Source organism: Paracoccus broussonetiae, assembly GCF_031854425.1.
Taxonomy (GTDB): domain Bacteria; phylum Pseudomonadota; class Alphaproteobacteria; order Rhodobacterales; family Rhodobacteraceae; genus Paracoccus; species Paracoccus broussonetiae.
In genome coordinates this window covers 105260-116919 of sequence record NZ_JAVRQI010000008.1, presented here as the reverse complement: position 1 = coordinate 116919, position 11660 = coordinate 105260, and the positions used below count along the sequence as shown (strand labels likewise).

The window sequence follows — 11660 nt, the reverse complement described above, 5'->3', positions numbered from 1 at the left end:
TCCAATTTTCATCTGTTGCTCTCATGTTGGACCGTTGCTTGTGGGGCGGGCGGGACGGAGGCAACGGAGCTCCGCTCGACCAACGTGACCGGCAAGATCTCGACCCGGCTGCATGCCGCGGGATCTTCCCAATCCGTATTCAGCAGGATTTCGACCGCCTTGGCCCCCAGTGCCTCGACCGGTTGGCGGATGGCGGTGATCGGCGTCGCGAAGTAATCCAGCGGCAGGATGTCGTCGAAGCCGATGATCGAGATGTCGTCGGGAACACGCAGGTCGCGACGCGCCAGTTCGTCCAGCGTGCCGATGACCAGTTCGTCCGACATGGCGAAGATCGCGGTGATGCCGGGATGTTCGTCCAGCAGTTCGGCGCACAGGCGCGAGCCGTCCTCGATCGTATAGCTGCCGGTCTTGCGGTGGACGCGGTATCCGCCGTCCGCGCTGTCATCCAAGGCGCGGCTGAAGCCCTGAAAACGCGCGGCCCCGGAATGCATCTCGTCCCCGGTGCCGATCACGCCGATCGCGCGGTGCCCGTGGCGCGCAAGATATTGTCCCGCCAGATAGCCGCCGCTGTCATTGTCACAAAACAGCCGCGGCGCGGTCGCCCCCGGCACGTCCTCGTCCAGCAGAACGACGCGGCGCGCGGCATCGATGCGCGATTTCAGCGGCGCGACTTCGGGGTGGTTGGTGACGAAGATCAACCCGTCGACATGGCGGTCGGAGACGCTGTCCAGATAGCGCTGCTCGCGCCCCGGCCGGTTCAGCGTGACCGAGATCGCCAGTTCCTGCCCGCGCTCGAAGGCCGCGTTCTCGACCGCGGCGACCAGAGCCGCGAAGAAGGGGGCCTTGATCTCGGGCACGACCATCTGAATCTGGTCGGTGCGCCCGCGGCTGAGCGAGCGGGCAAAGGGATTGGGGTGATAGTTCAGCGCGCGAATGGCATTTTCGATGGCCTCGCGTGTCGGCTCGGGCAGGGACAGCGAGCCGTTCAGGTAACGCGACACGGTTGCCGGGGAAACGCCGGCCCTTTCCGCCACCTGCTTCAGATTCGCCATACCGAGTGCTCCGCCCATCAGTAAAGCGATTTACTAGCACCGGCTCATGTCTTGTAAAGCGGTTTATCGACGCAGGCCGCGTGCGGGTCGCCCGCTGCCTGCGTAATGTGCGCAGCCGCCTTCCGGTTGCCCACTTGCCGCGTCGATCCCGGCAAGGCTTCCGGAAAAGGGCGTCATGCGCATCGGTGTGCGAGATGGGGTGAATTTTCGGCCGGACCCGCGAGAACCGGGTCAGGGCCTTACGCCGCGCGGCTTGCTGCGTGGCTGGCCCGACCTTCAACGATCAACTGCGGCACGCCTTTCGAACAGGGTTCGATCCGCGCCTCGACATCGAAGACGTCGCGCAGGAGGCGGCTGGTGACGACCTCGGGGGTTGGCCCGCAGGCGACAAGACCGCCGCCGCCGATCACCAGCGCCGCATCAGAAAATCGCAGCGCGTGGCCCAGATCGTGCATGGCGACGACGATCAACAGGCCCTGTTCGCGGGTCAGCCGGCGCAGCAGCGCCAGCAAGTCGATCTGGCGCGACAGGTCCAGCGCCGAGGTCGGCTCGTCCATCAGCAGGATCTGCGGGTTCTGCACCAGCGCCTGCGCCGCGCCCACCATCTGGCGCTGGCCGCCGGACAGGTCGCCCACATTCTGTCCGCGCAGGGCGGCGATGTTGAGCAGGTCCAGCATCCGGTCGACCTCGGCGTGATCCTCGGGCAGGACGCGCAGGCGGCGGCCTTGCATCCGCGCCAGAAGGATCGATTCATAGACCGTCAGCACCGGTCGCGCGCCATTGTCCTGCGGCATATAGGCGATGGGCCGGGGCACGGTCGCACCCTCGACCCGGATCTGGCCCGCGCCACGCAGCAGCCCGAAGATGCGGCGGAACAGCGTGGATTTCCCCGAGCCGTTCGGCCCCAGCAGCGCGACCAGTTGGCCGCCCTGCAGGGCCGGGGTGCTGATCCCGCCCAGCACCTGCCGTCCACCATAGGCAGCCGAGACGTCCTGCAGGCTAAGGCTTACCATGCCGCGCTCCTTCGGTTCAGGATCAGGTAAAGGAAGAAGGGAATCCCCACCAGCGCGGTCACGATGCCGATCGGAATGACGGTGCCGGGAATGATGGACTTGGACAGGATCGACCCCACCGACAGCAGGAGCGCGCCCGACAAGGCCGCGCCCGGCAGCAGGAAGCGCTGATCCTCGCCCAGAAGCATCCTGGCGATATGCGGCCCGACCAGACCGATAAAGCCGATGCTGCCCACGAACGAGACCGAGATCGCGGCCAGCAGGCTGACGATCACCAGCACTTCAAGCCGTAGACGGCGGGGGCGCACGCCCATGCTTTCCGCCTTGGCCTCGCCCAGCCGCATTGCCGTCAGCTGCCAGCCGCGCCGCGCCAGCAGCGGGGCCGAAGCGACCAGAACCGCCAGCGCGATCCAAAGCTTCGGCCAAGTCGCCTTGGTCAGGCTGCCCATGGTCCAGAACACCACCGCCGCCACCGCCTGCTGGCTGGCGAAGAACTGGATCAGGGACATCATCGCGTTGAAGATGAAGACCAGCGCGATGCCCAGCAGGATGATGGTCTCGCTGCCGACGCCTTGGCGCAGGCTGAGCCCATAGACCGCCAGCGAGGTCAGCATCGCCATCAGGAAGGCGTTGACCGGGATGATGTAATCGACCGCGAAGGGCACCAGCGCGACGCCGAAGGCCAGCGCCAGCGCTGCCCCGAATCCCGCCCCGGCCGAGATCCCGAGTGTAAATGGGCTGGCCAGCGGGTTGTTCAGGATCGTCTGCATCTGCACGCCCGCAATCGACAGGCTTGCGCCCACGACCGCCGCCATCAGCGCAACCGGCATGCGGATTTCCCACAGGATGACGCGGATGCGTTCATCGACAAGGCCGGGGCGCAGCAGCGCCTCGATCACCTGGGCCAGGCTGTAGCGCGCCGGGCCAAGCGCAAGGTCCAGGCAGATGCTGAAGACCAGCGCCGCGGCCAGCGCCGCCAGGATAAGTTGGCGGCGCAGCACGAGTGCGCGGTAAAAGCCGCGCCCCGCCGCTGCCGGGGCCGCGTCACTCATTCAGCGACACCCAGTAGCCGGGCCGATAGGGCACGGGCAGGAAGCGCTCATGCAGCTCTTTCAGCGTCGCTTCGGGGTCCAGATCGGCGAAAAGCTGCGGCTGCTGCCATTTCGCCAGTTGCTGGACCGCCACGAAGTAATAGGGATTGTCATAGAACTGGTGCCAGATCGCGTGGAACTGGCCGGTCTTGACCGCATTGGTGCCGGTCATGGCGGTGCGCGTGGTCAGGCCCTGGAGCTTCGCACGTGCGGCTGTCAGATCCGCGCCCGGACCGACGCCCACCCAGGCCCCGTTGGGGACATAGGCGTCCCATTTGCCGCCCGTCACGATGACCTGATCGGGGTTCGAGGCGATGATCTGTTCGGGGTTCAGCGTCCCGAAGGTGGCGGGGATGATCCCCTTGGCGATGTTCTCGCCGCCCGCGATCTCGACATATTCGCCGAAATTGCCGTCGCCGAAGCTCATGCAGCAATCGTCGGAATAGCCGCCGGCGCGGTCGACGAAGACCTTAGGCCGGGTGAATTCAGCCTTGGCCAGCACCTCGGTGACGCGCTTCATCTGCTGGTCGACGAACTGCACATATTCCTCGGCCCGCTCCTCGCGGCCGGTCAGCTTGCCCATGATGTGCATGGATTCGATGCTGTGGGCCATCGGGTCTTCGCGGAAATCGACATAGACGATCGGGATGCCAAGCTGCGCCAGCTTGTCGTCATAGCCCGCATCCTCGGTCGCGGCCTTGGATTCCAGGTTCATCAGCATCACGTCGGGCTTCAGCGCGGCCGCCTGTTCTACATCGAAGGTGCCGTCCTTGAACCCGCCGAAGGTGGGCAGATCCTTCAGTTCGGGGAATTTCTCGGCATAGGCGGCGTAATTGTCGGGATCGGCCTCCAGCAGGTCCTGACGCCAGCCGACGACGCGCTGGAACGGCGCCTCGCGGTCAAGGATGCCCAGCAGATAGATCTGCCGCCCCTCGCCCAGGATGATGCGCTTGGCCGGTGCCTCGACCGTCACTTCGCGTCCGGCGATGTCGGTCAGGGTGACGGGCTCGGCAAGGGCGGGAAGGATTCCGGACAGGGAAAGGGCGCTGGCGACAGCGGCAAGGCGAAGAATCATGGCGGCGGTTCCTGGGCAAGACTGTCTGCGACGCGCGCCGTTTATGAATACCTATGGAAATAGTCAACTAAGGATGATGACCGTCCCCCAAAGCCTGCCGGGGAACGGCGAAAGATTGCCCGCCAAGGCACTGGGCTCGCAGGCGGGGTCAAAGCGCCAGCGCGGGCGAACGGCCGCTGATCTCGAACTCCCATTCGGCCTGCCACGCGCCCGCCTGCCGCGTCAGCACCAGATAGTTCCGCTGCGCGACATAGCGACCGACCTGGCCGGGGATGCGGCGGATCGCGATATGCTTGCCCGGCAGCGGATCGTCCCCCAGCATCGCCAGCGTTCCCAGAAAGCGCGCCCACGCCCGTGGCGGCGGGCGATGCGCGATCCCCGAGGCGACAAGCTGGTGCAGCTTGGCCGTTCCCTGCAGCGGCATCTCGGCCCGCGTCGCAAGGTGGATCTCGCCCGAGACCACCACGACGTTCCGGCCGGTCTGCCCGAAGTCGACCAGCAGGCCCAGCATCCGTCGCCATTCCTCGCGATGGGAATGACTTTGCCACTGGTCGCGCAGGTCGTCCTCATAGCTTTGCATCCGGGGCACGGCCATCATCAGCGTCTCAAGCAGCGACAGGCGTGGACCCAGCAGCGGGACGCTGGACATCAGGACAAGACGCTCGTCGCCCTGAAGCGGCGGCTCGTCTTCCATCATCGCCCAGCCGCCCGGTCCCATGATGCGCCGGCGCGTCCGCTCGGATCGCATGTCGGGCGCCAGCAGGCGCAGGCCGGGGGCGCGGATCGTCCAGCCAAGGTGGCCGCCCTGCGGATCGGCGAAGCGCGCAGGCAGGTCACCATCCGCGGCCGCGGCCTGAAAGGTCAGAAAGGCTTCGCGCGCCGCCGCGAACAGCAACTGCCCGACTTCGGATTCCGTCGCGCGGCGGGCCAGCGATCCCCAGCCGTCGCAGATGTCGTGATCGTCCCATTGCATCAGCGAGGGCACGCGCGCCGCGATCCAGGCGAAGCTGGGCGAGGCGTAAAGCGCCGCATAGCGCTCCAGGAACCGCTCGCGCAGGTGCCGGCGCAGGTCGCCAAGATCGGCTCCCGGGTCGGGAAGGCGGTCGGGCCAGTGGTCGGACAGGGGATGGCCCTGCGTCACCTCGTCGGCATAGACCTGATCGCCGCCATGCATCAGCAGCGCGAAGGGGGCCTTGCCATGTTCCGCGCGCAGGCGTTCCCACATCGCGTTGCGCTCGGACCCCTCGCGGTCAAGGTCGCCGACCTCTTCGCCATTGCACGAGACATAGGCCAGCCGCGCATCGCCATGCAGGTCAAGCGACAGGGCAAATGTCTGGCCGTTCCAGCGGTATTCGGCCTGCCCTTGTGGCAGCGCGAAACGGGCGCGATGGACGGTCGCGGCCGCGTATTCGGCCAGCGGCTTTGCGGGGAACAACGCCCCTGCGGCCTCGACCGGGGGCACGGCGGCCCCGCGAGGCGCGATGAACAGCGCGGCCAGATGCACAAGATCGCCGGCAACGTGATCCAGATACAGGATCGGCCCGATGGTTTTCGCTGGGTCGGTCATCTGGTCCTTTTCCATTGCAGGCCGACTGCATCCCATCCGCGCGCCTCCGGCACAACCGCCCTTGCGGCCGCCCACGCGGATGTGAGCGGATCGCGCAGGCATCCGCGCAGCCAATGGTCACGGCTGCCGTTCGACTGCGCAACCGCATTGCGTTGGGCTATGTTAGCACGGGGGCAATGAACGCAGAGGATGTCATGATCATGGACAAGGTTGCCATTATCACCGCCGGAGGGTCCGGCATGGGCGCGGCCACGGCCCGCCGCCTGCACCGGGACGGCTATCGTGTCGCCATCCTGTCCTCTTCCGGCAAGGGCGAGGCGCTGGCGCGGGAACTGGGCGGGATCGGCGTTACTGGTTCGAACCAGTCGCCCGAAGATCTGGCGCGGCTGGTCGACGCGACGATGAAGGCGTGGGGCCGGGTCGATGCGCTGGTCAACTCGGCCGGGCACGGGCCAAGGGGACCGCTGCTCGGGCTAAGCGACAATGACTGGCATCAAGGGATGGATGTCTATTTCCTGGGCGCCGTCCGGCCGATCCGGCTTGTCACCCCGATCATGCAGGCGCAGGGCGCGGGCGCGATCGTCAACATCTCGACCGCCTGGGCGTTCGAGCCAAGCGCGATGTTCCCGACCTCGGCCGTGTTTCGTGCGGGCCTTGCCAGCTTCACCAAGATCTATGCCGACGAACACGCGGGCCAAGGCATCCGCATCAACAATGTCCTGCCCGGCTGGATCGACAGCCTGCCCGCGACTGAAGAGCGCCGCGAGAGCGTGCCGATGGGCCGCTATGGCACGTCCGAGGAAATCGCCGCCACCATCGCCTTCCTGCTGTCCGAGGGCGCGGGCTATATCACCGGGCAGAATATCCGCGTGGACGGCGGCATCGCGCGCAGCATCTAGGCGGGACCCCCGGCCTTCGGTGCGACCAGAAGCTGCGAGAAATGGCGCTCGGCCACCTCCATGAACCGGCGCGCCGTGGCCGAGGGGGGCATGGATTCCGGCATGGCAAAGGCGAAGTGATGCGTCAGCCTTTCACGCAGCGGGCGGATTGCGATGGGAAGATGGGCATAGTCGCGCGCCATCAGCCCGTTGACCAGCGTGATGCCCAGCCCATGCGCGGCAAGGGCGCAGGCCGACATGACCGAATGCGCCTCGATCCGGATCTGCGGGCGCAGGCCGATCTCCATCAGAAGCTGGTCGATCTCGCTGCGGGGGGCGCGCATCCGGCCCAGCAGGATCAGCGGCTCGCGAAACAGGTCGCGGACCGAGACGACGTCGCGTGCGGCCAGCGGATGGTCGGCTGGCATGACGCAGACCGTCTCGACCTCGATCAGCGGGGTCGAGACGATGCCGGGTCGCTGCGTCGGCATCCGCAGGAAGCCGATCTCGGCCCGATCGTCCAGCAGCATCCGTTCGATCGTATCATAGGTGCCGGTATGGATCTCGACCTGGACACGGTCGTTTGTCGCGGTGAAGTCCTGCAAGACCCGGGGGATGATGGTCATGGTCAGGCTGGCGGGAAAGGCCACCCGCAGCGTCAGCATGGGCGAATTCCCCGAACCGAGATCGCGCGCCATCTGGGTCAGCCGGGTGTTCTGGACCAGCACCGCCGAGATCTGCGATAGCAGCGCCCGGTTTTCGCGGGTCGGGATCAGCCTGCCCTTTTCGCGGGTGAACAGCGCAAGGCCCAGTTCAGCCTCGATCTGGGCAAGCCGGCGGCTGACTGCGGATTGCGAGACGCCCAGCACCTCGGCGGCAGCCTGGGTGGTGCCCTTGTCGCATACGACCTGGAAGGTGCGGAGAAGTTCGGAATCCATTATGCGCGCCACGCATCAACTGAAACATAATCATCATAATATTGCATAGTCGGGAATCGTTTCGCAAACCATTCCCGAAACGGAGGACTTCCAGACATGAGCCACCCAATCGGCAGCTCCGCGGCAGGGCTGCGCCCATGACGGTCTTTATCCTGAGGCGGCTGGTCCAGACCATGCTGGTTCTGCTGCTGACCTCGGTCATCGTCTTTCTGGGCGTCTATGCCATCGGCGACCCGCTGGAAATCCTCCTGCCGGCCGATGCAAGCCTAGCCGAGCGGGCGCAGGTCGCAGCTTCGCTGCATCTCGACCAGCCGTTGCCGTTGCAATATTTCGGCTTCCTGTCTTCGGCGCTGCATGGCGATTTCGGAAATTCGTTCGTCTTCAACCGTCCGGCGCTGGACGTGATTTTCGAACGCCTGCCCGCCACGCTGGAGCTGACCATCACCGCGCTGGTGCTGTCGCTGGTCTTTGGCCTGCCGCTCGGGCTTCTGGCCGGAACGCGGCCGGGATCAACCACGGACGAAACCATCGTTACCGGTTCGATCCTGGGCTTCTCGCTGCCGAATTTCTGGCAGGGGATGATGCTGGTCATGATCTTCTCGGTCTGGCTGGGCTGGCTGCCCTCGACCGGGCGGGGCGAGACGGGAACCATCCTGGGCATCACCACCAGCTTCGCGACCTGGGACGGCATCCAGCACCTGCTGCTGCCTGCGACGAATCTTGCGCTGGCGCAGATCGCGCTGGTCATTCGCATGACCCGGACGGGCGTGCAGGAAACCATGCCGCTTGATTTCGTGAAATTCGCGCGTGCTCGTGGCATCTCGGAACGGCGCATCCTGTTCGTGCATGTGCTGAAGACGATCATGATCCCGATCATCACCATCCTTGGGGTCGAGTTCGGGTCGCTGATCGCATTCGCCGTCGTGACCGAAACGATCTTCGCCTGGCCGGGCGTCGGAAAGCTGATCATCGATTCGATCAACGGGCTCGATCGTCCGATCATCGTGGCCTATATCCTGGTCATCGTCTGCCTGTTCAGCCTCATCAACTTCACGGTCGACATCCTTTATTCGGCGCTCGACCCGCGCATCCGGGGGCGTCAGTGATGGCTTCGACCCTGTTCCGGGCAATCGCCCAAGGCGACTCCCTGTCCGCCCGCCTCCTGCGCGGCATCCTTTCCAGCCCCAAGACCACCATCGCGGCGCTTATCTGCGTGATCCTGGTTGCGGCATCGCTGCTGGCGCCGTGGATCGCGCCGCAGAATCCCTATGACCTTGGGGCGATCGATTTCTTCGACAGTAAGCTGGCGCCCGGCAGCACCTCGATGGGGGGCATGACCTATTGGCTGGGCACCGACACGCAGGGCCGCGACATGCTGTCGGCCATGCTTTACGGGCTGCGGACCTCGCTTTGGGTCGGCGTCACCGCGGGGATGCTGGCGATGCTGGTCGGCACGCTGGCGGGCCTGATCGCCGCCTATGCCCGCGGCTGGGTCGAGACGCTGATCATGCGCTTCGTCGACCTGATGCTGTCGCTGCCCACAATCCTTGTCGCGCTGATGATCCTGGTGATCTTTGGCCAAGGGACGTGGAAGGTGATCCTGGCGCTGATCTTCGTGCAATGGGCCTATTTCGCGCGCGCCGTCCGCGCCGCGGCCATGGTCGAGACCGGCAAGGACTATGTCGAGGCCGCGCGCTGCCTGGGCCTGTCGCCCACGCGCATCCTGTTGTCACATATCCTGCCCAACTGCCTGCCGCCGCTGATCGTGATCGCGATGATCCAGGTCGCCCATGCCATCGCGGCGGAAGCGACGCTCAGCTTCCTCGGCATCGGCTTGCCGATCACCGAACCCTCGCTGGGGCTGCTGATCGCCAATGGCTATCAGGTGCTGCTGGCCGGGCTTTACTGGATGAGCGTGTTCCCGGGCCTGCTTCTTCTGACCCTTGTCTTTTCGATCAACGTCGTGGGCGACCGCCTGCGCGAGGTCCTGAACCCGAGGCTTGCCCAATGACCGACAACATCATCCTGAAGGTCGAAGGCCTGAAAACCTGGTTCGATACGCCCAAGGGCACGGTGAAATCCGTGGACGGCGTCGATCTGGAACTGAAGCGCGGCGAGATCCTGGGCCTTGTCGGCGAAAGCGGCTCGGGCAAGTCGATTACCGGCTTTTCCATCCTTGGCCTGATCGACAAGCCCGGTCGCGTGGTCGAGGGGCGGATCGATTATCGCGGCGAGGATCTGCGCGCCGCCGGGCCAAAGCGCCTGCGCGCACTGCGCGGCGACCGCATCGCGATGATCTTTCAGGATCCGATGATGACCCTGAATCCGGTGCTGAAGATCGGGACGCAGATGATCGAGACCGTCCGCGCCCATCGCAAGGTCAGCCGGGCCGAAGCCCGCGCCCGCGCGCTTGCCGCGCTGGCCAAGGTCGGCATCCCCCATCCCGAAGAGCGCATCGACGCCTATCCGCATGAATTTTCGGGCGGGATGCGCCAGCGCGTCGCGATCGCCATCGCGCTTCTGCACGAACCCGACCTGATCATTGCGGACGAACCCACGACCGCTTTGGACGTGACGATCCAAAGCCAGATCCTGGCCGAGATGCAGAAGCTGTCGCAGGAGATGGGCCTTGCGATGATCTGGATCAGCCATGACCTTGGCGTGGTCGCGGCGCTGGCCCAGAAGATCGCGGTCATGTATGCGGGCCGGATCGTCGAACATGGTCCGACCGCGCAGGTTCTGGACCATCCGCGCCATCCCTATACGCGCGGGCTGATCGATTCGACCCCGATGGCGAACCGCCGCGGAGAGCCGCTGCGCCAGATCCCCGGTGCCGCACCTCCACCGCTGGGCCGCCCCGAAGGCTGCCCCTTCCGCCCCCGCTGCCCGCGTGCCTCCGCCGAATGCCTGCACGAACCCTCCGAAAGTGGGACGGACAATCACGGCTGGCGCTGTTTTCACCCGATGGAGGTTGTCGCATGAGCGGGACCGAAGCCGCCACACCGCTGGCCGCCGCACGCGCCGTCAGCAAGCGCTTCCAGCGCAAGCCCGACATGATCGAGCGTTTCGTGGGCCGCCTGGCCGGATCGCCGCCGCCTCCGACCGTCCATGCACTGGACGATGTCAGCCTTGAGGTCATGAAGGGCGAGGTCGTGGGCCTGGTCGGCGAATCCGGTTGCGGCAAATCCACGCTGGGCCGCGCCATCGCCGGAATGCTGCCGATCTCGGGCGGCGTTGTCGAACGGCAGGGCCGCGACATCGCGTCGCTGAAAGGTCGGGACCGCATGGAGATGCGCCTGCGCACGCAGATCATCTTTCAGGACCCGATGTCCTCGCTGAACCCGCGCAAGACCGTCCGCCAGATCATCGGAGAGGCGCCGCGCGTCCACGGGCTTCTGCCCGCGGGGGGCGTCGATGCGCTGGTCGCGGACCTGCTGGCGCGGGTCGGATTGGATACGGCGGTCGCGGGCCGCTATCCGCACCAGTTCTCGGGCGGGCAACGCCAGCGGCTGGGCATCGCGCGGGCACTGGCGGTGCAGCCGGATTTCCTGGTCTGCGACGAAAGCATCGCTGCGCTGGACGTCTCGATCCAGGCGCAGGTCATCAACCTGTTCATGGAACTGAAGCGCGATCTTGGACTGACGCTGCTGTTCATCAGCCACGATCTTTCCGTGGTCCAGCACATCTCGGACCGGGTCGTGGTCATGTATCTGGGACGCATCGTCGAAAGCGCGCCCACGGACGAGATCTTTGGCCCGGAAGGACCGCGCCATCCCTATACCGCCGCACTTCTGGCCGAGGTGCCGCGGATCGACCGGCGGGGCCATACCTTCTCGACCGTGAAGGGCGAGATCCCCTCGCCATTGAGCCCGCCCGGCGGTTGCCATTTCCACCCCAGGTGCCCGTTTGCCATGGACATCTGCAAGACCACCCGCCCCGCGCTGAAGGACTTCGAGGGTGGCCATTCCGCGGCCTGTCACCTGGACGGGGGCGCGGGCCTGCGCGCGATCAAACGCAATACCAGCAACGACAAATGACAGGGAACA

At 65.8% G+C, this 11660-nt stretch carries 11 protein-coding genes; 5 read left to right on the top strand and 6 right to left on the bottom strand.

Annotated features, from left to right (window positions below; translation table 11 throughout):
• Window positions 1-8 precede the first annotated feature (8 nt).
• From RM190_RS11775 to RM190_RS11755, 5 genes are all read right to left on the bottom strand, one after another.
• Window positions 9-1052, bottom strand: a complete 1044-nt coding sequence (locus tag RM190_RS11775) for a LacI family DNA-binding transcriptional regulator (protein ID WP_311759641.1) — start codon at window positions 1050-1052, stop codon at window positions 9-11.
• A gap of 239 nt (window positions 1053-1291) precedes the next feature.
• Entirely contained in the window at window positions 1292-2065 is a 774-nt protein-coding gene (locus RM190_RS11770) for an ABC transporter ATP-binding protein (RefSeq protein ID WP_311759640.1), read from the bottom strand.
• Entirely contained in the window at window positions 2059-3117 is a 1059-nt protein-coding gene (locus tag RM190_RS11765; protein WP_311759639.1) for a FecCD family ABC transporter permease, read from the bottom strand. Before RM190_RS11765 ends, RM190_RS11770 begins: the two co-directional genes overlap by 7 nt.
• Window positions 3110-4231 (bottom strand): ABC transporter substrate-binding protein, encoded by a 1122-nt coding sequence (locus RM190_RS11760; protein WP_311759638.1) that lies wholly within the window; start codon window positions 4229-4231, stop codon window positions 3110-3112. Before RM190_RS11760 ends, RM190_RS11765 begins: the two co-directional genes overlap by 8 nt.
• 148 nt (window positions 4232-4379) lie before the next feature.
• Window positions 4380-5798 carry an alkaline phosphatase D family protein gene (locus tag RM190_RS11755; protein ID WP_311759637.1) on the bottom strand — a complete coding sequence of 473 codons (1419 nt, stop codon included), beginning with the start codon at window positions 5796-5798 and terminating at the stop codon, window positions 4380-4382.
• A gap of 194 nt (window positions 5799-5992) precedes the next feature.
• Between RM190_RS11755 and RM190_RS11750 the strand changes: the two genes are divergently transcribed.
• On the top strand, window positions 5993-6697 hold the full coding sequence (locus tag RM190_RS11750; RefSeq protein ID WP_311759758.1) for an SDR family oxidoreductase: 705 nt from the start codon (window positions 5993-5995) through the stop codon (window positions 6695-6697).
• Here the strand turns inward: RM190_RS11750 and RM190_RS11745 are convergent.
• Complete coding sequence (locus RM190_RS11745; RefSeq protein WP_311759636.1) at window positions 6694-7614, bottom strand: LysR family transcriptional regulator; 921 nt, start codon at window positions 7612-7614, stop codon at window positions 6694-6696. The genes RM190_RS11750 and RM190_RS11745 overlap by 4 nt on opposite strands.
• A 137-nt stretch (window positions 7615-7751) precedes the next feature.
• On the opposite strand from RM190_RS11745, the gene RM190_RS11740 reads away from it, so the two are divergent.
• From RM190_RS11740 to RM190_RS11725, 4 genes are read left to right on the top strand one after another with little or no spacing between them, the layout of a single operon-like run.
• Window positions 7752-8720 carry an ABC transporter permease gene (locus RM190_RS11740; RefSeq protein WP_311759635.1) on the top strand — a complete coding sequence of 323 codons (969 nt, stop codon included), beginning with the start codon at window positions 7752-7754 and terminating at the stop codon, window positions 8718-8720.
• Window positions 8720-9625: an ABC transporter permease gene (locus RM190_RS11735; protein WP_311759634.1), complete on the top strand. Its 906-nt coding sequence runs from the start codon at window positions 8720-8722 to the stop codon at window positions 9623-9625. Before RM190_RS11740 ends, RM190_RS11735 begins: the two co-directional genes overlap by 1 nt.
• Window positions 9622-10596 carry an ABC transporter ATP-binding protein gene (locus tag RM190_RS11730; RefSeq protein ID WP_311759633.1) on the top strand — a complete coding sequence of 325 codons (975 nt, stop codon included), beginning with the start codon at window positions 9622-9624 and terminating at the stop codon, window positions 10594-10596. Before RM190_RS11735 ends, RM190_RS11730 begins: the two co-directional genes overlap by 4 nt.
• Window positions 10593-11651: an ABC transporter ATP-binding protein gene (locus RM190_RS11725; protein ID WP_311759632.1), complete on the top strand. Its 1059-nt coding sequence runs from the start codon at window positions 10593-10595 to the stop codon at window positions 11649-11651. Before RM190_RS11730 ends, RM190_RS11725 begins: the two co-directional genes overlap by 4 nt.
• The last annotated feature ends 9 nt before the right edge of the window (window positions 11652-11660 follow it).